Genomic DNA, 23,674 nt, shown 5'->3' with positions numbered 1-23,674 from the left:
TAAGAACACGATGACTAGTTTGCATGCCGACGAGGCTTTCCTCGGCCATTACCAGTTGAGTCACGACCCTTTTGCTCCACGGGTGCCTGGCTTCAAATTTTTCCCGGCCCAGCGCAAACCCGTGCTGGGACAGTTGCATCACCTGGCCCGCTACAGTCAGTTGCTGCTGGTCGTCACCGGTCCCGAGGGCAGCGGCAAGACCCTGTTGCGTCAGGCCCTGGTCGCCAGCACCAACAAGCAGTCGGTACAAAGCGTGGTGGTGTCCGCCCGTGGCGCCGGCGATGCGGCCGGTGTGCTGCGTCAGGTGGCCCAGGCGCTGAATGTCGCCCAGGCGGATGCCGACGCTATCCTCGCCCAGGTGGTGCAGCTTGCGCTCACCGGCCAGGAAGTCTATTTGCTGGTCGATGACGCCGAACAGCTCGATGAGTCCGCCCTTGAGGTTCTGATGGTCCTGGCGGCCGGCGCACCTGAAGGTCGCCCGCATGTGTTCCTGTTCGGTGAAACCTCGCTGATCGCTCAGCTTGAGGCTTTGCATCTCGAGGAGGAGCGATTCCACGTCATCGAACTGCAGCCCTATACCGAGGACGAAACCCGCGAGTATCTGGAGCAGCGGCTCGAGGGCGCTGGCCGCGGCATCGAACTTTTCACCGCGAATCAGATCTCTGATATTCACGAAAGCTCCGAAGGCTGGCCTGGCAGCATCAATCAGGTCGCTCGCGATGCAATGATCGAAGCCATGATCGCCAGCCGCTCTGCGGTCAAGCGTCCAAAAATGGGGTTCAATATGCCGAAGAAACACGTATTGGCGATTTCCGCCGTTGTCGTGGTTGCGGTAGCTGCCGCCTGGATGATGCCGGGTCGCAACAAGGCACCGACCACCGGTGCGCCCGCCAATGAACAGGCGCAACTGCCGCTTGGCCAGGGCCAGCCAACCGCGAATGGCGGTGCTCCGGCCGTGGAATTCGCCGGCAACACGCAGCCGATGCCGTTGCCGTTGGTCGGTAACTCGCAACCGGTCATGCGCGCCCCGCTGGCTGAAGCCGCAGGCGGCATCACCGAAGGCGACGACGGCGTTCCGGTTGAAGGCTCCAGCGCCACACCACCGACGGTGACCACCACCGCGCCGCCTGTGGGCGTTCCTGCCGGCCCTGCGCCGACACCAGTGGCCAAGCCGGCACCTGCGCCGACTCAGGTCGCCACGGCCAAGCCAGCACCTGCCCCAGTGGCCAAGCCTGCTCCAGCGCCAGCCAAGCCAGCCGTTGCTGCGGCGGCCAAGCCAGCCGAGAAACCGGCTCCGGCAGCCAAGGCGGCGGGTGGCACCTGGTACGCCGGTCAGGCACCGGGCAACTACGTGGTGCAAATCCTCGGCACCAGCTCCGAAACTGCCGCACAAAGCTTCGTCAAGGAGCAGGGCGGCGAGTACCGCTATTTCAAGAAAGTCCTCAATGGCAAGCCGCTCTACGTGATCACCTACGGCAACTTCGCCAATCGTGATGCAGCCGTTTCCGCTATCAAGGCCTTGCCAGCGAAGGTTCAGGCTGGTAAACCTTGGCCTCGCACTGTCGCCAGCGTCCAACAGGAACTGGCAACAACTCGCTGAAGATTCGGCGGCCTTACCCAGGCCGCCTCTCCAAGCACCTCAAAATTTCTACAAGTGCGCGCCGCCTTCCGGGCTGCGTGCCTTGTGGTGTCTGCGTCACAGTAGTCTTTGAGTCGTTGCGGTCAAAATTAAAAAAGTTTTGACTAGCACAGCATATCGCTTTAAACCTTTCACAAATGCGACATGGATTTGCGACATTTCGTCGTCAAATTTGTGAGGCCAAGTGTCGGTGTGTACAATGACCTCCCTTTTGTCCCCGCAAAGCTGGCGTACGTTCGGCGCGGATGGCAAGTGGTTGAATTGAAAAGAAATTTGCCTCGTACAGAGGCAGCCTGGTGAGAAAGTGTCTATGAAAGCAGGTCTGTACCAACCAGATGAATTCAAGGATAACTGTGGTTTCGGCCTGATAGCCCATATGCAGGGCGAGCCCAGTCATACCCTTTTGCAAACGGCCATCGAGGCCCTGACCTGCATGACCCACCGCGGTGGGATTAATGCCGACGGCAAGACCGGTGACGGTTGCGGTCTGCTGATTCAAAAGCCGGACGTGTTCCTGCGAGCCATCGCCCAGGAAACCTTCGGCGTCGAAATGCCCAAGCAATATGCGGTGGGCATGGTCTTCTTCAACCAGGACCCGGTCAAAGCCGAAGCCGCTCGCGAGAACATGAACCGCGAGATCCTGGCCGCTGGCCTGCAACTGGTCGGCTGGCGCAAAGTGCCGATCGACACCAGCGTCCTCGGCCGTCTGGCCCTTGAGCGCCTGCCGCAGATCGAGCAAGTGTTCATCGGTGGTGAAGGCCTGAGCGACCAGGACATGGCCGTCAAGCTGTTCACCTCCCGTCGTCGCTCGTCCGTGGCCAACGCCGCCGACACCGACCACTACGTCTGCAGCTTTTCGCACAAGACCATCATTTACAAAGGCCTGATGATGCCGGCGGACTTGACCGCCTTCTATCCGGACCTGAGCGATGAGCGCCTGCAAACGTCGATTTGCGTGTTCCACCAGCGCTTCTCCACCAACACCCTGCCGAAATGGCCGCTGGCTCAACCGTTCCGCTTCCTGGCGCACAACGGCGAGATCAACACCATCACCGGCAACCGCAACTGGGCCGTGGCCCGTCGCACCAAGTTCACCAACGACCTGATGGATCTGGAAGAACTCGGCCCGCTGGTCAACCGCGTGGGTTCCGACTCCTCGAGCATGGACAACATGCTGGAGCTGATGGTCACCGGCGGCATCGACCTGTTCCGTGGCGTGCGGATGATCATTCCGCCAGCGTGGCAGAACGTCGAGACCATGGACCCGGATCTGCGCGCGTTCTACGAATACAACTCGATGCACATGGAACCGTGGGACGGCCCGGCCGGCGTGGTAATGACCGACGGTCGCTACGCGGTGTGCCTGCTCGACCGTAACGGTCTGCGTCCGGCGCGTTGGGTCACCACCAAGAACGGCTTCATCACCCTGGCCTCGGAAATCGGTGTCTGGAACTACCAGCCTGAAGACGTGATCGCCAAGGGCCGCGTAGGCCCGGGCCAGATCTTTGCCGTGGACACCGAGACCGGTCAGATCCTCGACACCGATGCCATCGACAACCGCTTGAAGTCGCGTCATCCGTACAAGCAATGGCTGCGCAAGAATGCCCTGCGCATCCAGGCGACCATGGAAGACAACGACCACGGTTCGGCGTTCTACGACGTCGATCAGCTCAAGCAATACATGAAGATGTACCAGGTCACGTTCGAAGAGCGCGACCAGGTGCTGCGTCCGCTCGGTGAACAGGGCTACGAAGCCGTGGGCTCGATGGGCGACGATACGCCGATGGCCGTGCTGTCCCAGCGCGTGCGCACGCCGTACGACTATTTCCGCCAGCAGTTCGCGCAGGTCACCAACCCGCCGATCGACCCGCTGCGTGAAGCCATCGTCATGTCGCTGGAAATCTGCCTCGGTGCCGAGCGCAACATTTTCCAGGAGTCGCCGGAACACGCCTCGCGCGTGATCCTCAGCTCGCCGGTCATTTCCCCGGCCAAATGGCGCTCGCTGATGAACCTCGATCGTCCGGGCTTCGAGCGCGCGATCATCGATCTGAACTACGACGAAAGCGTCGGCCTCGAAGCGGCCATCCGCAACGTCGCCGATCAGGCTGAAGAAGCCGTGCGCGCCGGTCGTACCCAGGTCGTACTGAGTGACCGTCACATTGCCCCGGGCAAGTTGCCGATCCACGCGTCCCTGGCTACCGGCGCGGTGCACCACCGCCTGACCGAAAAAGGCCTGCGTTGCGACTCCAACATCCTGGTGGAAACCGCAACCGCCCGCGATCCGCATCACTTTGCCGTGTTGATCGGTTTCGGTGCCTCTGCCGTTTATCCGTTCCTGGCTTATGAAGTGCTGGGCGACCTGATCCGTACCGGTGAAGTACTGGGCGACCTCTATGAGGTGTTCAAGAACTACCGTAAAGGCATCACCAAGGGCCTGCTGAAGATCCTGTCGAAGATGGGTATCTCGACCATCACTTCGTACCGTGGTGCGCAGTTGTTCGAGGCCATCGGCCTGTCCGAGGAAGTCTGCAACCTGAGCTTCCGTGGCGTGCCAAGCCGCATCAAGGGTGCGCGTTTCGTCGACATCGAAGCCGAGCAGAAAGCCCTGGCGACCGAAGCCTGGAGCCCGCGCAAGCCGATCCAGCAAGGCGGCCTGCTGAAGTTCGTCCACGGTGGCGAATATCACGCGTACAACCCGGACGTGGTCAACACCCTGCAGGCCGCTGTGCAGCAGGGCGACTACAGCAAGTTCAAGGAATACACCTCGCTGGTGGATAACCGCCCGGTGTCGATGATCCGCGACCTGCTGAAAGTCAAAACCCTCGACACTCCGTTGGATATCAGCGAGATCGAACCGCTGGAATCGGTGCTCAAGCGCTTCGACTCCGCCGGTATCTCCCTGGGCGCCCTGTCGCCGGAAGCTCACGAAGCCCTGGCCGAAGCCATGAACCGCCTCGGTGCGCGTTCCAACTCCGGCGAAGGCGGCGAAGACCCGGCACGCTACGGCACCATCAAGAGCTCGAAAATCAAGCAGGTTGCCACCGGCCGCTTCGGTGTAACCCCGGAATACCTGGTCAACGCCGAAGTGCTGCAGATCAAGGTCGCCCAGGGCGCCAAGCCGGGCGAGGGCGGTCAACTGCCGGGCGGTAAAGTGAACGGTCTGATCGCCAAACTGCGTTACGCAGTGCCCGGCGTGACGCTGATTTCGCCACCGCCGCACCACGACATCTACTCGATCGAAGACTTGTCGCAGCTGATTTTCGACCTGAAACAAGTCAACCCGAAGGCGCTGGTTTCGGTGAAGCTGGTAGCGGAAGCCGGCGTCGGCACCATTGCCGCCGGTGTGGCCAAGGCCTACGCGGACTTGATCACCATCTCCGGCTACGACGGCGGCACCGGTGCATCGCCGCTGACCTCGATCAAGTACGCGGGCGCTCCGTGGGAACTCGGCCTGGCCGAAACCCACCAGACTCTGCGCGGCAACGACCTGCGCGGCAAAGTCCGGGTACAGACCGACGGCGGCCTGAAAACCGGCCTCGACGTGATCAAGGCGGCCATCCTCGGCGCTGAAAGCTTTGGCTTCGGCACCGCGCCGATGATCGCCCTGGGCTGCAAATACCTGCGCATCTGCCACCTGAACAACTGCGCCACCGGCGTTGCGACCCAGAACGAGAAGCTGCGCAAGGACCACTACATCGGTACCGTCGACATGGTGGTGAACTTCTTCACCTACGTCGCCGAAGAAACCCGTGAGTGGCTGGCCAAGCTGGGCGTGCGTTCCCTCGAGGAACTGATCGGCCGTACCGATCTGCTGGAGGTCCTCGAAGGCCAGACCGCCAAGCAGCATCACCTGGACCTGACTCCGTTGCTGGGCAGCGACCACGTGCCGGCGGACAAGCCGCAGTTCTGTGGCGTAGACCGCAACCCGCCGTTCGACAAAGGCCTGCTGGCCGAGAAGATGGTCGACATGGCCACCTCGGCGATCAACGACCTGAGCGGCGCTGAATTCGCCCTGGATATCTGCAACTGCGACCGTTCCATCGGTGCACGGATCTCCGGTGAAATTGCGCGCAAGCACGGCAACCAGGGCATGGCCAACGCGCCGATCACCTTCCGCTTCAAGGGCACTGCGGGCCAGAGCTTCGGCGTGTGGAACGCCGGCGGCCTGAACATGTACCTGGAAGGCGATGCCAACGATTACGTCGGCAAGGGCATGACTGGCGGCAAGCTGGTGATCGTTCCGCCGAAGGGCAGCGTCTACCGCACCCAGGACAGTGCCATCATCGGCAACACCTGCCTGTACGGCGCCACGGGCGGCAAGCTGTTCGCCGCCGGCACCGCGGGCGAGCGTTTCGCCGTGCGTAACTCCGGTGCCCACACCGTGGTGGAAGGCACTGGCGATCACTGCTGCGAGTACATGACCGGTGGTTTCGTCTGCGTATTGGGCAAGACCGGTTACAACTTCGGCTCTGGCATGACCGGCGGTTTCGCCTATGTGCTCGACCAGGACAACACCTTCGTTGACCGGGTCAACCACGAACTGGTGGAAATCCAGCGGATCAGCGGCGAGGCGATGGAAGCCTACCGTAGCCACCTGCAACGCGTGCTGAACGAGTACGTCGAGGAAACCGACAGCGAGTGGGGTCGTGAACTCGCCGAGAACCTCGATGATTACGTGCGCCGTTTCTGGCTGGTCAAGCCCAAGGCTGCCAACCTGAAATCGTTGCTTTCCAGCACCCGTGCCAACCCGCAGTGATATGCGCCTGAAGAGTTTGATGAGGTTTTAAAATGGCTGAACGTCTGAATAATGACTTCCAGTTCATCGAGGTCGGGCGCAAGGATCCGAAGAAGAAACTGTTGCGTCAACGCAAGAAAGAGTTCGTGGAAATCTACGAACCCTTCAAACCCCAGCAGTCGGCCGACCAGGCCCACCGCTGCCTGGGTTGCGGTAACCCGTATTGCGAATGGAAGTGCCCGGTGCACAACTTCATTCCCAACTGGCTGAAGCTGGTGGCCGAGGGCAACATCCTCCAGGCCGCCGAGTTGTCGCACCAGACCAACACCCTGCCGGAAGTCTGCGGCCGGGTGTGCCCGCAAGACCGTCTGTGCGAGGGTGCCTGCACCCTCAACGACGGCTTCGGCGCGGTGACCATCGGTTCGGTGGAGAAGTACATCACCGACACCGCGTTCGCCATGGGCTGGCGCCCGGACATGTCCAAGGTCAAGCCGACCGGCAAACGTGTCGCGATCATCGGTGCCGGGCCTGCGGGCCTGGGTTGCGCCGACGTGCTGGTGCGCGGCGGCGTGACCCCGGTGGTGTTCGACAAGAACCCGGAAATCGGTGGCCTGCTGACCTTCGGCATCCCCGAGTTCAAGCTGGAAAAGACCGTGCTCAGCAATCGTCGCGAAGTCTTCACCGGCATGGGCATCGAGTTCCGCCTCAACACTGAGGTGGGCAAGGACGTGACCATGGAGCAACTGCTCGAAGAATACGATGCGGTGTTCATGGGCATGGGCACCTACACCTACATGAAGGGCGGTTTTGCCGGCGAGGACCTGCCGGGCGTGTACGACGCGCTGGACTTCCTGATCGCCAACGTCAACCGCAACCTGGGCTTTGAAAAGTCGCCGGAAGATTTCGTCGACATGAAAGGCAAGAAGGTCGTGGTCCTGGGCGGTGGCGACACGGCGATGGACTGCAACCGTACGTCGATCCGCCAGGGCGCCAAGTCGGTGACCTGCGCCTATCGTCGTGACGAAGCGAACATGCCGGGCTCGCGCAAAGAGGTGAAGAACGCCAAGGAAGAAGGCGTGAAATTCCTCTACAACCGCCAGCCGATCGCCATTGTCGGCGAAGACAAGGTCGAAGGCGTGAAGGTGGTCGAGACCCGTCTCGGCGAGCCGGACGCCCGTGGCCGTCGCAGCCCCGAGCCGATCCCGGGTTCCGAAGAGATCATCCCGGCCGACGCCGTGGTCATCGCGTTCGGTTTCCGTCCAAGCCCGGCGCCGTGGTTCGAGCAGTTCGAGATCCAGACCGACAGCCAGGGCCGCGTTGTGGCACCGGAACAAGGCCAGTACAAGCACCAGACCAGCAACCCGAAAATCTTCGCCGGTGGCGACATGGTGCGCGGTTCGGACCTGGTGGTGACGGCGATCTTCGAAGGCCGTAATGCGGCTGAAGGGATCCTGGATTACCTGGGCGTCTAACCCCCCAACCCAGAGCCAAATGCAGTACCCCCTGTGGGAGCGAGCTTGCTCGCGATAGCGGTGGATCAGTCGACAGAAATGTTGAATGTGATGCCGCCATCGCGAGCAAGCTCGCTCCCACAGTTGTTTCGCGGTGTTGCTAAACTCTGTATTTCATTGCGACAAATTGACCCGATAGACAAAAGCCTCCGCTCTTGCCGTGCCTTTTGCGTCCGGCTCTGAGAAAATGCCCTCACTTTTTTTCCGGATGCCGACATGACTGCCCTGAAGAACGACCGTTTCCTGCGCGCCCTGCTCAAGCAACCCGTAGACGTCACTCCCGTGTGGATGATGCGTCAGGCCGGTCGCTACCTGCCTGAATACCGCGCCAGCCGCGCCAAGGCCGGCGATTTCATGAGCCTGTGCATGAACCCGGCGTTCGCTTGCGAAGTCACGATGCAACCGCTCGACCGTTATCCACAACTGGACGCGGCGATCCTCTTTTCCGACATCCTGACCATCCCCGATGCCATGGGCCAGGGCCTGTACTTCGAAACCGGCGAAGGCCCGCGCTTCAAGAAAGTCGTCAGCACCCTGGCCGACATCGAAGCCCTGCCGATTCCCGACCCGCAGAAAGACCTGGGCTACGTGATGGACGCGGTCAGCACCATCCGCCGCGAACTGAACGGCCGTGTGCCGTTGATCGGCTTCTCCGGCAGCCCATGGACCCTGGCGACCTACATGGTCGAAGGCGGCTCGTCGAAAGACTTCCGCAAGACCAAGGCCATGCTCTACGACAACCCGCAAGCCATGCACCTGTTGCTGGACAAGCTTGCGCAGTCGGTCACCAGCTACCTCAACGGCCAGATCATGGCCGGTGCGCAAGCGGTGCAGATCTTCGACACCTGGGGCGGCAACCTGTCGGCAGCGGCGTACCAGGAGTTCTCCCTGGCCTACATGCGCAAAATCGTCAGCGGCCTGATCCGCGAGCACGAAGGCCGCAAGGTGCCGGTCATCCTGTTCACCAAAAACGGCGGCCTGTGGCTGGAAAGCATCGCCGATGCCGGTGCTGATGCATTGGGCCTGGACTGGACCTGCGACATCGGCAACGCCCGTGCCCGTGTGGGCGACAAGGTCGCGCTGCAAGGCAACATGGACCCGACCGTGCTCTACGCCAAGCCGGAAGCCATTCGCGCTGAAGTCGGGCGCATTCTCGCCAGCTACGGCAAAGGCAGCGGTCACGTGTTCAACCTCGGTCATGGCATTACGCCGGAGGTCGATCCGGAACACGCCGGTGCATTCCTGCGCGCCGTGCATGAATTGTCGGCGCAGTATCACGAATAACGGCCAGCGCCGTTTTCCAGAAGCCTGTCCCGCCTCGTGCCGGACAGGTTTTTTTATGGTTGTTCACGCCATGCCGGGGAACACCGATAACTGTTTGGTGGTACACGTGTTCCCCTGTAGGAGCTGCCGAAGGCTGCGATCTTTTGATCTTGATTTTGCGATCTGGAGATAGCTGAAGATCAAAAGATCGCAGCCTTCGGCAGCTCCTACAGATATTTCGTTATCTGTGTTCCTCCCGGGATTCCGTGAAGAACCTTTTTTATGCCCTGCAGAAATACTCTCCGGATGTAGCGTTTCTGTCGGCAGGGTATTTTCTTTCCTGAGTGAAATTCGAATGAGCAGACCATTCCTGCCCGGCTCGATGATTACTCCTACATAGAGTTCCTCGTCATCCCCGTAAGGTTCCAGACCCCTGTTCAGCACAACGCTGAACGGTAACGAAGCAAACATCGCCGCCTGCAAGGCGCCTTGTTTTCGATAAGCAGTCTGGAACACATCATGAAAATTACATTTGATAAAAGAAGTGCATTAACGGCCTGCACCTCTTCGATGATCCTGTTATCGGCAATGCTGGCCTCTCAAACCGTTTCTGCCCATGGCTATCTGGATGTGCCGCCGTCACGCGCACTGGCCTGCCAGAAAGGTTTGAACACCAATTGTGGCGGCGCGCAGTACGAGCCGCAGAGCGTCGGTGAAACCTTCAAGGGCTTTCCGGCAGGTGTCGGCGGTGCCCCCTTGCAGGGGCCGGTCGATGGCAAGATCGCCAGCGGCGGTCACGCGCTGTTCTCCGCACTGGACGCACAGTCCGCCACCCGCTGGCACCTGACGGAAATCAAGGATCGCAACATCGATTTCCAATGGCGTTACACCGCCGTCCACCCGGCCACCAAGCACGAGTATTTCATCTCCAGCGACGGTTGGAACCCGAACGAGTCGCTCAAGCGCGCCACCTTCGAAAGCACGCCGTTCTGCACCATCGATGGCGGCAACCAGTTGCCTGTGTCGGGTGCCAGGCACAGCTGCACCCTCCCGTCTGACAAATCCGGCCACCACGTCATCCTGGCCATCTGGACCGTCGGTGACACCGACGCCGCGTTTTACAACGTCGCAGACGTGAACATCCTTGCCGAACCCGACTTGCCGGGCGGCTGGTCGCCGGTAGGCAGCATTGCATCATCGACCCCGTTGCTGGTGGGTGACAAGGTCAAGGCCCGCGCGTTTACCGCCAAGGGCGAGAGTGCGCAATACAGCGTGGAAATCAGCATCGATGACGCTGAAGAAGGCACACCGCAAAACTGGTCGTACAAGCTGGCGGAAAAAATCAACCAGACCCACACCCTGGTTCGCGCCGGTATCCGTGACGAGAGCGGCAATGTTGCCCCGGTCAAAGGCACCAATCGCCTCTACGTGCAAAAAGAAAGCGGCGTAGTCCGCTATGAAGTGCAGTTGGCCATGAAGGAAGACGCCGCTGCGCACATGGCGGTGACCTCTCAGCAAGCCGAATACGTTCTGGATAAAGGCCGGGCCAAAGTCGAATTCAGCATGACTGCGAACCGCGCGATGGACGTCGAAGCGACCTTGTTCGATCAGAACAACAAACCGGTCGGCACCACATCGGCACAAGTGGCCACCGGCTCCACCTCGTTGTCCCTGGATGTGCGTAGCAATCCTGGTGCGCACACGCTGACCCTGGTCGGCACCACCCTGGATGGCCGCACCACCCGTCAGGACACCAAGACCACCCAACTGACCGGTGAAGGCGCGGTCATCGAATACGACTTCGTATTCCCTGAAGGCCTCAGCGACTACACCGCCGGCACCAAGGTGCTGCAACCGAAGACCGACGAAGTCTTCGAGTGCAAGCCGTTCCCTGCGTCGGGTTATTGCAAGCAGTACACCCCTACCGCCAACGGCTTCGAGCCAGGTGTCGGTGCTCACTCGCACATGGCGTGGGACAAGTTGTAAGTCCCCGCAACTGGCTTCAGGCGACCTCAAAAAAGGTCGCCTGAAGCCAGGCACTTCTGCTGAGTACCGAGTTGAAAATGAAGGTTTCGAATTTTTCCGGACAACGCTTTCGGGCATGCCTGAGCAGCATTTGTTGGCTCGCGTTGCCAGTGGGCGCTGCGGTGTTTCTGGCGTGGCAGGAACGGGCGTTTCGCGAGCACCTGGCTTCACCGTCACCCGACATCGCAACGCTGGAGACGGTGCCTGTACGTGAACCGCTCGAAACAACATCGATTGCCATGGTGTTCGGCCTGACGACGGAGGCCACACCGCGGCCCAGCGCCGAACCGCTGACCCTGCAAGCGAGCTTTGTCAGCAGCGGACTATCCAAGGCACTGCTGGCCAATACTCAAGGCTCCCGTCTCTATCAGGTGGGCGAGCGTTTGCCCGGCGGCAGTGTCCTGCGTCGTGTCGAGCCCCACCAGGTTGTGCTGTGGAACAAGGGCCGGGAAGAGCTGCTAACGCTCGTCCCCTCTGGCGCACGGTTCCTGACGGGACTCGAATCATCCGTCGATGCTCAACCGGTCACCACCACGCATTTTTTACGCCCGCTCTCCGGGCAGCCAGAGTGATGAATTTCATGAACAGCTTCGTCGGCGCGCATTGGTTGCGTTCCATGCTTTTGCTTTCCGTTCTGGCGGCTGCAGCCTTCCCGGACACGCTTCGAGGCGCCGAAGAAAAATGGCAACTGGCGATGAACAACGCAGAGCTGCGCGACATCGTCGAAGAGATCTCCAGCATTCTCGGGACCACGGTAGTCCTGGACCCCAAGGTCTCCGGTCGTATCACCGTCATGTCCCGGCAGGCCCTCGATCGTGAAGGGGTGCGCCGGTTGTTCTATTCAGTGCTCGACGCCCACAATTTTACGGTGATCGATGAGGGCGACCGGATTCTCATCACCCCGGTTGCCGAGGCCAGGACCCGGGCCGGTCAGGGCACGGTAAAAACCACCACGGCGTCGCAGTTCGTGACTGAAGTCATCGGGTTGAACACCGGTAGCGCCACCGATATCGCCGGGCTGGTGCGGCCGTTGGTTTCTGCCAACGGTTATGTCGGCCCCTCGGTGTCGGCCAACGCGTTGGTGCTGACCGATACGGCCGCCAATGTGAAGCGCATCGCCCGGGTGATCCGTGAACTGGACTCGGGGCAGAACAACCTGCACGCGGTGCTTCAGCTCCAGCATGCCCAGGCGGGCGATGTTGTGCCGGTGATCGAGGCTTCCATGGGCAAACGCAATGCCGAGTCGGCGATACAGGTACTGGCAGACACCCGGACCAATCGCCTGATTTTCATTGGCCCGCCGGTCGTTCGCCAGCGTTTGATCGAACTGGCCCGTGGGCTCGATACGCCGGCCACCACGACCCTCGACAACGCCCGGGTGATTCGCCTGCGTCACAGCGATGCCAAGCAGTTGGCCGAGATTCTGGAATCGATGGGGCAGGGCAGAAAACAGGCGTCCGCCACCGGCAACGCCAAGGACATGTCGGGCGGCGCAGCCTTCATGATCAAGGCCGACGAAAGCCAGAACGCGCTGGTGCTGATTGCCGAGCCGGCACAGGTGCGGACCATCGAAAGCATCGTGCGCCAGCTGGACCAGCCGCGGGCCCAGGTGTTGATCCATGCCGCCATCGTCGAAATCTCCGGCGACATCGCTGAGGCCGTCGGTGTGCAGTGGAACCTCAACACCGGCGACGCCAAGGGCTTCATCAACTTTCCCGGTACCGACATTCCGATTGTCGGCGGGCTGAGGTTCGACGAGAAACGATCGGCGCCGGAAGGGGCGATCCTGCAACTGGGCAGCGACCGCTTCGGTGCGCTGATTTCGGCCTTGGCCAGCAACACCCACAGCAACCTGCTGTCCACCCCGAGCCTGTTGACCCTGGACAATCAGGAAGCGGAAATCATCGTCGGCCAGAACGTGCCGTTCAAGACCGGCTCCTACGCCACCAACAGCAACGGCGCGGAGAATCCGTTCACCACCGTCGAGCGCAAGGACGTCGGCATCAGCCTGAAGATCAAGCCTTACATCAACGAAGGCTCGACGTTGCGCCTGGAGGTCGAGCAGGAGGTGTCGGACATCGCCCCCTCGGTGTCGGGCATCGACTCCTCGGACCTGATCACCAACAAGCGCGCGCTCAAAAGCACCATCCTCGCCGACGATGGCGAAATCATCGTGATCGGCGGCCTGATCCGCGACAGCGTGCGCACCCAGAAAAGCGGCGTGCCGCTGCTGCGTGACATTCCCTACCTCGGCGCGTTGTTCCGCTGGAGCCGCGACACCCAGACCAAAAGCAATCTGATGGTGTTCTTGCGCCCGACCATCGTGCGCAGCAAGGAGGACCTGTCCCAGGTCAGCCAGCAGCGTTACAACGCGCTGCGTGACCTGAGCAAGTCAGGAGCGGGGGAAAACAACTCGTTGTTGCTGCCATCCGAGGCACGCGGGTTGTTTGAACCGGCCAGCGACGCGCCAGTGTTCGACTTGCGCGGCAAGGCGCAGTAATCCATGGGCGAATTCAGTGAGCAGTTGCCCTTCGGCTTCGCCCGGCGTTTTGGTGTGTTGCTGGAGCGTGACGGCGACGCTCTGCGCCTTGCCCTGCGCAGCGATGCACCGCTCAGCGCACTGTCAGAGGCACGCCGGGTGTGCGGGTCGACGCTGCCGTTCGTCATCGTCGACGCCGAAGAATACGCCTCACGCCTGGCGGCAGCCTATCGCGAGGGACAAAGCGCGATGGAGCAGGTAGCCCAAGGGCTGGACGAAGAACTGGACTTGCTCAGCCTGGTCGATCAGGTGCCGCAGACCGCCGACCTGCTGGAGCAACAGGGCGATGCGCCGATCATTCGCCTGATCAACGCACTGCTCGGTGAGGCCGTGCGCGAGCACGCCTCGGACGTGCACCTGGAAACCTTCGAGCAGTACCTGTCGGTGCGCATGCGGGTGGATGGCCAACTGCGTGAAATGCTCAGGCCCAAACGCGAACTGGCGACGCTGCTGGTGTCGCGGATCAAGGTCATGGCGCGCCTGGACATCGCGGAAAAACGCGTGCCCCAGGATGGGCGAATGGCCTTGCGTCTGGCCGGGCATGAAGTCGATGTGCGGGTCTCGACGCTGCCTTCGGCCCACGGTGAGCGGGTGGTGCTGCGCCTGCTCGACAAGCAGGCCGGGCGCCTGGACCTGCATCGGCTGGGCATGCCGGACGATACCCTCGCGGCCCTGCGCCAGTTATTGGGCAAACCCCACGGCATCCTGCTGGTGACCGGGCCGACCGGCTCCGGCAAGACCACCAGCCTGTACGCCGCGTTGAGCAGCCTGAATGACCAGACCCGCAACATCCTCACGGTCGAAGACCCGATCGAGTATCACCTGCCGGGTGTGGGCCAGATGCCGGTCAACCCGAAAGTCGACATGACCTTTGCCCGCGGCCTGCGGGCGATTCTGCGCCAGGACCCGGACGTGGTGATGGTCGGCGAAATCCGCGACCGCGAAACCGCCGAGATCGCCGTGCAAGCGTCTTTGACCGGGCATTTGGTGCTGTCGACCTTGCACACCAACAGTGCGGTCGGCGCCGTCACGCGGCTGGTCGACATGGGTGTCGATGCCTACCTGTTGGCGTCCTCGCTGGTGGGCATTCTGGCCCAGCGGCTGCTGCGCACCCTGTGCCCCCATTGCAAGGTTTCGTACACCGCCGACGCGGCGGCCTGTGAACGCCTGGGGCTCGACACGGCCACGTCGCACACCTTGTGCAAAGCCTCGGGCTGCGCGCAGTGCCAGCACGGCTATCGCGGGCGCATCGGCATCTACGAACTGATCAGCGTGACGCCCGCCGTCTCGGTGCTGATCCATCAGGGCGCCAGTGAGCAAATCCTCGTCGACGCAACGCGCAAGGTCTCGCGCAGCCTGTTCCAGGACGGGCGTCAGCGGGTGCTGGAAGGCTTGACCAGCCTCGATGAGTTGTTGCGCGTGACCCAGGAGCACTGACGGATGCCGACCTTCGACTACCGCGCCCTTGATGCCCAAGGCCGATCCTGCAAGGGACGCCTGGAGGCCGATGGACCCCGTCATGCGCGACAGCTGTTGCGCGAGCGTGGCGTGTGGCCGCGTGTGTTGATCGAGGTCCGGGTCGGCAGCGATACAGGCAGGCAAACTCGCGGCGCAGGCCTGAGCGCGGCTGATCTGGCGTTGTTGACCTTGCAGCTGGCAACGCTGGTTCAGGCCGGGCTGCCTCTGGAAGAAGCACTCGAGGCGGTGGCGAAACAGAGCTCGAAGCGCAAGGTCGCAGGCCTGCTATCGGCGGTCAGGAGCCGGGTGATGGAAGGCCACGCCCTGGCCTCGGCCCTGGGACAGTTTCCCAGGGCCTTCCCCGAGTTGTTCCGCGCCACCGTGGCCGCCGGCGAGCGCTCGGGGCATCTGGGCCATGTGCTGGAGCAACTGGCGGCCTACACGCAGGCCCGCCAGGCCTCGCGGCAAAAAATCCAGATGGCCCTGGTGTACCCCTTGATCCTGATGTTGGCCAGCGCGGCAATCGTCGGTTTTCTGCTCGGCTACGTGGTGCCGGATGTGGTGAAGATCTTCGTCGACAGCGGCCAGCCGTTGCCCTGGCTGACCCAGGCACTGATCGGCGTGAGCAATGGCCTGCGCAACCATTTCCTGTTGTTGATTGGCGTACTGGTGACGCTGTTCGGCCTGTGGCGCTGGAGCTGGCAGCCGCCGCAGTGGCGTCTGCGCTGGCATCGTTGGCTGCTGAGTGCGCCCGTCATCGGTGAAGTACTGCGGGCCATGGAAGCCGCGCGGTTTGCCAGCACCCTGGCGATCCTCGGCAAAAGTGCCGTGCCCTTGGTGGACGCATTGGAGATTGCCGCCGCGGTCATCGGCAACCTGAGCATTCGCGCGCGGATGGTCGATGTCGCCCGTTCCGTGCGCGAAGGCGGAACGCTCACCCGTGGCCTGGAACTGAGCGGCGACATCCCGCCGATGATGCTGCACATGATTGCCAGCGGTGAACGTGCCGGCGAACTCGACCGCATGCTGGCCCGGGCCGCCGAACAACAGGAAAGCAGCCTCGCCGCGCGCATTGCGCTGGTGGTGAGCCTGTTCGAGCCGGCCATGCTGGTGCTGATGGGCGGCGTTGTGCTGCTGATCGTCATGGCCATCCTGCTCCCGATTCTCAGCCTCAACCAATTGGTGAATTGATCCATGCAACCTGCCCGCAAAAGCCTTTCCCGCGTGCAACGCGGTTTTACCCTGATCGAAATCATGGTGGTGGTAGTCATCATCGGCGTGCTGGGGGCCATTGTGGTGCCGCAGTTCATGAGCCGCCCCGACCAAGCCAAGGTCACCGCCGCCAGAATCGATATCCAGGCCATCGCCACCGCCCTGGAAATGTATCGCCTCGACAACGCCCATTACCCCTCGACCCAGCAAGGCCTGGAAGCCTTGGTCAAACGTCCCTCGGGCCTGCCCGCACCGCGCGGCTGGAACCCTCAGGGCTACCTCAAGAGCATGCCGGTCGACCCGTGGAACACGCCTTATCAGTACCTCAATCCGGGTGTGAGATCGACGGATGGCACGTACGACCTGTATTCCCTGGGGGCCGATGGCGTAGCCGGCGGTGAAGGGTTTGCAGCGGAAATCGGCAATTGGGGTCATTGAGCCGTGGGCTACCGTTGCCGGGGATTTACGTTGTTGGAGTTGATGATCGTGATTGTCATGGTCGGCTTTTTGCTGGGTATGGTGAGCCTTGCCGGCGGGGGCAATCCCGCGCGCGAGGTCAGGCAGGAGGCTGAGGCGATGGTGCAGGCGATCCATCAATTGCGCGAGCGAGCGGTATTCGAGGGGCAGGACTATGGCTTGCGGCTGAGTACCGATGGCCACCGGCCGATGCGCCAGGGTGTTCACGGATGGGAATCGGTGGCGGAGCTTACTGATTGGCCCCTGAGCGTGCGGGTGCATTTTCGGCAAGACGGCTATGCGGTAGACCTGGACGCTGATGAAGGACCGCCGCAGTTGTTGATATTCAGCAACGATGAGACCAGCGTCTTCACCCTGACATTCGAGTCCGGCAACCGGACCTGGCTGAGTCTGTCCGGCGATGGCCTTGGCGAGGTGGCGATCGATGGCTAGCTCGCGATCCCGATCCGCCATTGGCGGTTTCACACTGCTGGAAATCATGGTGGCCCTGGCGGTCTTCGCGACACTGGCGGCTGCCGTGCTGTCGGCCAGTCAATACGTGGTCAAACAGCGTGGCGCCGTTGAGGCGCGACTGTTCGCGGCGTGGCTGGCGGACAACCGGTTGAACGAATTGCGCCTGCAACCCGGGTTGGCGGTTGGGCAGCAACAACAGGTGGTGTCCATGGATCAGCGTGACTGGGTGTTGCAGCAACACATCAGCGCCACCGGTGATCCGCGTTTGCTTCAGGTCGACATTCAAGTCAGCCCCGCAAACAGTACGCACGCCTTGCATCGTGCCAGCGGCTGGATACTCGCGGTTGATGAATAAGCAGCGCGGATTCACCTTGTTGGAGCTGGTCATCGCCCTGGCGATCTTCGCCGTGCTGGGGCTGGCCAGTTGGGGCTTGTTCGATCGTGTGGTGAGGGTGCAACAGGGCGTGACGACTCACGAGCGAGAACTCAGGAGCCTGCAGCGCGCGGTGGCGGTGATCGAGCGGGATCTGCTGCATGTCACTGCGCAGCCGATAGTGCTCGCACCGGCGCTTTTGCAGTTCCAGCGCAGTCACTGGCGCAATCCTCTGGACCAGCCGCGCAGTGAACTTCAGACGCTGAGCTATCGACTCGACGACGGCGTGCTGTGGCGCGAAAGCCAGGGCGAAGGCACAGAACTCGTGCAGCGGCAAAAACTGCTGGATGACGTTCGGGAGTTGAACTGGCGTCTGTTCGACAGCCAGTCCGGCTGGGTCGCTCTTGGGCCGTCCGGGCAGGACGCGAAGGCGCCGCTGGCGCTGGAGGTGCAAGTCTCGGTTGGTCGCTTCGAATCGATTCGTCGGGTGTTGCCGATGCCGGGTGCATTGCCATGAACGGGCATCAACGCGGCGTGGCGTTGATCAGTGTTTTGCTGGTCCTGAGCCTGGCCCTGCTGATCACCGGTGGCTTGTTGCGCAGCCATCACTTGTCGCTGCAAAGCAGCGGGCAGCAGTTGCAGCAGATACACCTGCGCCAACTCGCATCGGGCGGGGAAAGCTGGGCGTTGCTGCTGATGCGCGACGCGCTACAGGACAGGGAAAAACCCGTCGAGCGGATTCAGGGCTGGAGGGCCATGGCGCCGGGTTTCGAGGTTGAGGATGCGCAGATCCGCATCGATATCGATGACCTCGCCGGGCGCTTCAATCTCAACGCTTTGTTACGCCAGGGCCAGGTGGATCAGGTCACCCTCAACCGTTGGGCGCGCCTGCTCGAGCTGCTCGAGCTTCCTCCTGTGCAACTGAACCAGGTCGGGCCGCTGCGGGAACTGAGCCAGTTGCGCTTGCTTCCCGGCATTGATGCTCGCCTGCTGCAACGACTGGAGCCCTGGGTGGCACTGCTGCCCACCGACGTCACCCTGAACATCAACACCGCACCAGCGCTGGTGTTGAGAACGCTCGGCGAGGTGGACGCCTCGACCGCCGATGCGCTGGCGCTTCAGGCCGCCACAACGCCCTGGGCGAGTGTCCAGGCGTTTACGCAGGACCCCTTGCTCTCCGGGCAGGGCTTGAGCAGCCACGGCCTTGGCACCCATAGCCGCTGGTATCGGATCGGCGTGCAGGTGACCCGGGACGGGCGCCAATTGCATCTGGCCACGGATGTCGGGTACGACCCCAAGACTCAACAGCTGACGGTGCTGCAACGACGTTTTCTTCCCATCAGTAGCCACGAGAGACCGCGATGAACACTTGGCTTTACCTGACCGCCGAGGGCCGGGATGCGCCATCCGCACTCTGGCCCTGCATGCTGTGGTCCCCCACCGGCCAACGCCAGCCGATGCCACTGAGTCAGGCGGCCTCGGCATTGCGGGGAAAATCGGTCGATGTGCTGCTGCCCATGGAAATGTGCAGTTGGGTACGCAGCGAGCCATGGCCGGCGCGACGAAAACCCGAGGCCCAGGCCATAGCCTTCGCCGTGGAAGATCAACTGAGCGAGGCGCTGGACGTTGTGCATTTGGGTGTTGGCGCTCGTGATCGCGACGGCTGCTACCCGGCCATGGTCATCGGCCGGGAACGCTTGGCCGCCGTGCTCGCCCTGCTGCGCGAGGCGGGTATCGCGGTGCGTGGGGTGTTCGTCGATGCCGATGTGTTGTCCGGCGCTCAACCGTGCGGTGCGTGGTGGTTCGGTCGCTGGCTGTTGGGTGCAGGCCTCTCGGCACGCATGGCGTTGTCGCAAGACCATCTGGCGCAGCTCACCCCTTTATTGCCCAAAGACATGCAATGGCTGGACGAACGAGAGGACCCCGCAGTCATCGACCAATGCCTGACCCACCGCCCGGTCCGGGCCATCAACCTGTTGCAAGGCGCATTCGCCCCGCGCGGCAAGCGTCTGCCCTGGCGTGCCGGCGGGTGGGTGATGGTGATGCTGGCGCTGTTGATCTGGGGGGCCAGCGAGACGCGGATTCGCTTCATCGACGGCGAAGCCCGCCGCCTCGCCAGCCAAAATGAACGGCGATTCAAGACGCTTTACCCGGAACAAGGGCGCATCGTTGACATGGCAGCGCAGCTCAAGGCCCTGCAAAACCAGCCTGTCGAATCGCAAGACACCCGCATTGCGGGGCTGGTCCGATTGATTGAGCAGGTGATCGGCGCTAGCCCGGTCGAGGTCCGGCGCATCGAATTCAGGGCCGGGGAAGGCTGGAAAATCCAGCTGACCGCCAGCGGCTTTGCCGAGCTGGAGCAATTGCGTGAGCGCGGACGCCAACAAGGCATGCCCATCCGGCTCGATAGTGCGAACAAAGCCGCAGACCGGGTGCACGCCACCCTCACCGTGGAGGACGAGGCATGATCCAGGCATGGCGGCGCCTTTCTGTGCGCGAACAAGGGCTGTTGCAGGTGTTGGGGGCTTTTTTGTTGGCGGTCGTGGTTTTCAGCCTGATCTGGCAACCGAACCGGCAGCGCCTGGAAACTGTCGAGCGACAGTATCAACAGCAGGCGAGTCTGGCCGCGCAACTGCAGCGGGCGTCACCGCGCAACCATGTCCCCGCCGACACCGGTCAACCGCTATCGCTGCGCATCAGTGAGAGCGCAGCGGCAGCGGGGCTGGAAATCCGTCAGATGGAGAGCGACAGCGACCTGCTGCGCCTGACCCTCAATGGCAACGCGCAGCCGTTGATACAGTGGCTCGATGCTATGGAGCGCAACGGTGTCGCGTTGCAGTCGCTGACCCTGGAAAAACGTGACGATGTTTTGGAGGCGCAGTTGGTGCTCAGGTAGCCGAGGTGTGTTGTGGCAACAGCGGCAACTTCGCCAGCTTCAACGCGATCAGCAGCGCAATCACCAGCAGTGTGCCGATGAACAGCCCGATCCCGTTCCAGCCACCCAGATGCCAGAACACGCCACCCGCCGTGCCGGCAATGCTCGACCCGGCGTAATAGCTGAACAGGTAGAGCGACGACGCCTGGCCCTTGGCCTTGGTGGCTCGGCGGCCGATCCAGCTGCTGGCCACCGAGTGGGCACCGAAGAAACCGAAGGTGAACACCAGCATGCCGATGATCACCAGCGGCAGCGGTGTGAACATCGTCAGCGCCAGGCCGGCGATCATCAGCGCAATGGTGCTCCAGAGCATTTTGCGTCGACCGAGCTTGTCGGCCAGGGCACCGATTTTCGCCGAGCTGTAGATACCCGACAGGTACACCACCGAAAGCATCCCGACGAACGCCTGTTCCATGTGATACGGCTCGGCCAGCAGGCGATAGCCGATGTAGTTGAACAGCGTGACGAACGCCCCCATCAGCACAAAGGCTTCGAGGAACAGCAGCGGCAAGCCGGCGTCGCGAAAGTGCATGGTGAAGCCGTCGAGCAAGCTGCGCGGGTGCAGCGAGCGCGAACGGAAGTTGCGTGATTCGGGGAGGATTTTCCAGAACACCGCCGCCGCAATCAGGGCCAGGCCACCGATCACCAGCATTGCCGTGTGCCAACTGACGAAGTCGATCAGTACCCCGGTGATCAAGCGCCCGCTCATCCCGCCAATCGCGTTGCCGCCGATATACAGGCCCATCGCCAGGCCGATGTGCTGCGGATGGATCTCTTCGCTCAGATAGGTCATGGCGACCGCCGCCAGCCCGCTCAAAGACAGGCCCACCAGCGCCCGCATCGCCAGCACCGCGTGCCAGCTCGGCAGCATCGCGCTGGCAAGGGTGCACAGGGCGGCGGCGAACAGCGCGGCAACCATCACCGGTTTGCGCCCGACGCGGTCGGAGATGGGGCCGGTGATCAGCAGGCCGAAAGCGAGCATGCCGGTGGCGACAGAGAGGATCAGGCTGCTTTGCGCCGCGTTGATGGAGTATTCGTGGGACAGCAGCGGCATCATCGGTTGCACGCAATACAGCAGGGCGAAGGTCGCGAAGCCGCCGCAGAACAGTGCCAGCACCGTGCGCATGAACGCTGGCGTGCCTTTTTCGATGTAGATCTCCGCCAGCTCAACGGCGATATCGTCCTTTGCGGCGGGAGGAACTTCATGGGCGAGTGGGGCGACAGCAGTTTTCACGGGGGACCTCGGAGGACGCAGCCGGTCAGGCAATGAAAAAAGCATATAGCTGGCTAATGATTCAATCCAATATATTGTTCGACCTGTTTGATAGCTTTTACGACCTAATGGGGTTTCCATGGAATTGCGTCATCTGCGCTACTTCATCGCCGTCGCCGAAGAACTGCACTTCGGCCGCGCCGCACAGGTGCTGGGCATCTCCCAGCCGCCGCTGAGCCAGCAAATCCAGGCACTGGAACAGGAAGTCGGCGCGCGGCTGTTCGAGCGTACCAATCGTCGGGTCGAGCTGAGCGAGGCTGGTCGGCTGTTCCTGGAAGAGGCGCGGCTGGTGCTGGCGCAGGTCGACAAAGCGGCGGATGTCGCGCGACGGGCGCAACTGGGTGAGTTGGGTGAATTGAAGATTGGCTTCACCTCGTCGGCCCCGTTCAACTCGACCATTCCCCAGGCGATTTTCTCTTTTCGCCAGCGCTTCCCGGCGGTGCATCTGAACCTGCGGGAAATGAGTAGCACCCAGGTGGCCGATGCTTTGGTGGACGAGTCGATTGAGGTCGGCATCATGCGCCCGCTCGGGCTGCCGGACTGCCTCAGCGTGGTCGAACTGATGCGTGAGCCGCTGGTCGCGGTGCTCAGTTCCAAGCACCCGTTGGTAGAGGGGAGCGAAGAGGGCCTGTTTCTGTCAGCCCTGGCGCTTGAGCCCTTTGTGTTTTTTCCACGCAGCTATGGCAGTGGCCTGTATGCACAACTGCTCAGCCTGGCCCGGGATTCCGGTTTCAGCCCGCACTTCGCCCAGGAGGCCGGCGAGGCAATGACCATCATCGGGCTGGTGGCGGCGGGGCTCGGTGTGTCGGTGCTGCCGGCGTCTTATCAGCGGATGCGTATTGATGGTGTGGTCTACCGGCCGTTGCTTGATCCGGCGGCTGTTTCGGCGGTGTGGCTGGTACAGCGCAAGGATCAGAAGTCGGCGATGGCCAAGGCGTTTGTTGAGCTGCTGACGAGGAAGGTTGAGCCACTGAAGCCGTGACGGCTGTGCCGTCCATTCGCGAGCAAGCCCGCTCCCACAAGGTCCAGCGCAATCCCTGTGGGAGCGGGCTTGCCCGCGAAGGCGTCCGCAAGAACACCAACAGTATCCCAAGCCAGCAGGAAGCTTCACCACCGGCCGTGGGACATTTCCGAAATCCCTCGGACAGGCTACAGCGCCTTGCGGCGCTGCCTACAACTACTCCAGAATCCGCCGGCTTGTGCGCTTTGAGGGCCATCGGTAGCTTGATTCGTGTCACTGATGGTCAGTGATCGGGTTTAGCAGCCCGTAGCAAACCTAAGCGCATTTGCGCTCCTGATAGGCAGGTATGTCCATACCTGCCCTTGACGGTGGCTGTGCGCAGGGCGCCTTCGGGCGCGCCGGTTTTCGGTTTGTCCGGTCTGCTAACCTGCGTACAGCTGCCACCCTTATGATCAGCAACGATTCGGTGTGGCCGCCCACTTTCAGGACGCTGAATCATGACCAGTACAATCTTCCTCATCGCCCCCGACATCGACAACCGCACCCTGCTGGAATACGCCTGCGTGTCGCTGGCCTCGGCAAGCGTCATGGCGAGTGACTTCGCCAGAGACCTGAAGGGATCGCAGGGCCATACCCTGCTGGGCATTCAGCAGTCGATCATGTTGGGGGAAATGGCGGTGAATCGGGTACTGGATAACCTCGACCCACCGTGATCGTCCGGGGAGGCGAGAACCCTTGTGGGAGCGAGCCTGCTCGCGAAAAACGTCCAGACAACGCGGTCATTCAGGCACCGCGCGTTATCGTTGACGTCCATCGCGAG

At 62.1% G+C, this 23,674-nt stretch carries 20 protein-coding genes; 18 read left to right on the top strand and 2 right to left on the bottom strand.

Annotation, left to right across the window (positions count from 1 at the left end):
- Positions 1-10 precede the first annotated feature (10 nt).
- The 4 genes from C9422_RS11745 (at position 11) to hemE (ending at position 9,169) form a co-directional block, all read left to right on the top strand.
- Positions 11-1,600: an AAA family ATPase gene (locus tag C9422_RS11745; protein WP_116580783.1), complete on the top strand. Its 1,590-nt coding sequence runs from the start codon at positions 11-13 to the stop codon at positions 1,598-1,600.
- A gap of 349 nt (positions 1,601-1,949) precedes the next feature.
- Entirely contained in the window at positions 1,950-6,395 is a 4,446-nt protein-coding gene (gene gltB / locus C9422_RS11735) for a glutamate synthase large subunit (protein WP_116580782.1), read from the top strand.
- 32 nt (positions 6,396-6,427) lie between these two features.
- Positions 6,428-7,846: an FAD-dependent oxidoreductase gene (locus tag C9422_RS11730; protein WP_007975602.1), complete on the top strand. Its 1,419-nt coding sequence runs from the start codon at positions 6,428-6,430 to the stop codon at positions 7,844-7,846.
- Positions 7,847-8,101: 255 nt separating this feature from the next.
- Positions 8,102-9,169, top strand: a complete 1,068-nt coding sequence (gene hemE / locus C9422_RS11720) for a uroporphyrinogen decarboxylase (protein ID WP_095964623.1) — start codon at positions 8,102-8,104, stop codon at positions 9,167-9,169.
- Positions 9,170-9,232: 63 nt separating this feature from the next.
- Here the strand turns inward: hemE and C9422_RS32020 are convergent, their stop codons facing one another.
- The gene (locus C9422_RS32020; protein ID WP_133249012.1) at positions 9,233-9,664 is read right to left on the bottom strand and encodes a hypothetical protein; all 432 of its coding nucleotides are present in this window, start codon (positions 9,662-9,664) and stop codon (positions 9,233-9,235) included.
- A 3-nt stretch (positions 9,665-9,667) separates the two neighbouring features.
- On the opposite strand from C9422_RS32020, the gene gbpA reads away from it, so the two are divergent.
- The 12 genes from gbpA to gspM all read left to right on the top strand — a co-directional run bounded on the left by gbpA (position 9,668) and on the right by gspM (position 20,581).
- Positions 9,668-11,134 (top strand): N-acetylglucosamine-binding protein GbpA, encoded by a 1,467-nt coding sequence (gene gbpA, locus C9422_RS11715; RefSeq protein ID WP_007975604.1) that lies wholly within the window; start codon positions 9,668-9,670, stop codon positions 11,132-11,134.
- A 77-nt stretch (positions 11,135-11,211) separates the two neighbouring features.
- Positions 11,212-11,745 (top strand): type II secretion system protein N, encoded by a 534-nt coding sequence (locus tag C9422_RS11710; RefSeq protein WP_116580780.1) that lies wholly within the window; start codon positions 11,212-11,214, stop codon positions 11,743-11,745.
- 8 nt (positions 11,746-11,753) lie between these two features.
- Positions 11,754-13,673, top strand: a complete 1,920-nt coding sequence (gene gspD / locus C9422_RS11705) for a type II secretion system secretin GspD (RefSeq protein WP_116580882.1) — start codon at positions 11,754-11,756, stop codon at positions 13,671-13,673.
- 3 nt (positions 13,674-13,676) lie between these two features.
- Entirely contained in the window at positions 13,677-15,149 is a 1,473-nt protein-coding gene (gene gspE / locus C9422_RS11700) for a type II secretion system ATPase GspE (protein WP_116580779.1), read from the top strand.
- A gap of 3 nt (positions 15,150-15,152) precedes the next feature.
- Complete coding sequence (gspF, locus tag C9422_RS11695) at positions 15,153-16,361, top strand: type II secretion system inner membrane protein GspF (protein ID WP_116580778.1); 1,209 nt, start codon at positions 15,153-15,155, stop codon at positions 16,359-16,361.
- A 3-nt stretch (positions 16,362-16,364) separates the two neighbouring features.
- Entirely contained in the window at positions 16,365-16,820 is a 456-nt protein-coding gene (gene gspG / locus C9422_RS11690; RefSeq protein WP_007975609.1) for a type II secretion system major pseudopilin GspG, read from the top strand.
- 3 nt (positions 16,821-16,823) lie between these two features.
- Complete coding sequence (gene gspH, locus C9422_RS11685) at positions 16,824-17,291, top strand: type II secretion system minor pseudopilin GspH (RefSeq protein WP_116580777.1); 468 nt, start codon at positions 16,824-16,826, stop codon at positions 17,289-17,291.
- Entirely contained in the window at positions 17,284-17,667 is a 384-nt protein-coding gene (gene gspI / locus C9422_RS11680) for a type II secretion system minor pseudopilin GspI (RefSeq protein WP_116580776.1), read from the top strand. The genes gspH and gspI overlap by 8 nt, the downstream gene beginning before the upstream one ends.
- Positions 17,660-18,202: a type II secretion system protein GspJ gene (locus C9422_RS11675; RefSeq protein WP_116580775.1), complete on the top strand. Its 543-nt coding sequence runs from the start codon at positions 17,660-17,662 to the stop codon at positions 18,200-18,202. Before gspI ends, C9422_RS11675 begins: the two co-directional genes overlap by 8 nt.
- On the top strand, positions 18,199-19,050 hold the full coding sequence (locus C9422_RS11670) for a type II secretion system protein GspK (RefSeq protein ID WP_116580774.1): 852 nt from the start codon (positions 18,199-18,201) through the stop codon (positions 19,048-19,050). Before C9422_RS11675 ends, C9422_RS11670 begins: the two co-directional genes overlap by 4 nt.
- Positions 19,047-20,153, top strand: a complete 1,107-nt coding sequence (gene gspL / locus C9422_RS11665) for a type II secretion system protein GspL (protein WP_116580773.1) — start codon at positions 19,047-19,049, stop codon at positions 20,151-20,153. Before C9422_RS11670 ends, gspL begins: the two co-directional genes overlap by 4 nt.
- Complete coding sequence (gene gspM, locus C9422_RS11660; protein WP_116580772.1) at positions 20,150-20,581, top strand: type II secretion system protein GspM; 432 nt, start codon at positions 20,150-20,152, stop codon at positions 20,579-20,581. Before gspL ends, gspM begins: the two co-directional genes overlap by 4 nt.
- On the opposite strand, the gene C9422_RS11655 is transcribed toward gspM, so the two are convergent.
- Complete coding sequence (locus tag C9422_RS11655) at positions 20,574-21,854, bottom strand: MFS transporter (protein ID WP_116580771.1); 1,281 nt, start codon at positions 21,852-21,854, stop codon at positions 20,574-20,576. The two genes, gspM and C9422_RS11655, sit on opposite strands and share 8 nt — an antisense overlap.
- A 118-nt stretch (positions 21,855-21,972) precedes the next feature.
- On the opposite strand from C9422_RS11655, the gene C9422_RS11650 reads away from it, so the two are divergent.
- Both C9422_RS11650 and C9422_RS11645 read left to right on the top strand, forming a co-directional pair.
- Entirely contained in the window at positions 21,973-22,875 is a 903-nt protein-coding gene (locus C9422_RS11650) for a LysR family transcriptional regulator (protein ID WP_015093147.1), read from the top strand.
- Between the two features lie 476 nt (positions 22,876-23,351).
- A complete protein-coding gene (locus C9422_RS11645) occupies positions 23,352-23,567 on the top strand; it encodes a DUF6124 family protein (RefSeq protein ID WP_015093148.1) in 216 nt (71 codons plus the stop codon).
- The last annotated feature ends 107 nt before the right edge of the window (positions 23,568-23,674 follow it).

This window comes from Pseudomonas sp. B1(2018) (genome assembly GCF_003097365.1).
Lineage (GTDB): Bacteria > Pseudomonadota > Gammaproteobacteria > Pseudomonadales > Pseudomonadaceae > Aquipseudomonas > Aquipseudomonas laurylsulfatiphila.
Note: the sequence above shows the minus strand (reverse complement) of the source record. Positions and strands in the feature narration are given on the sequence as shown.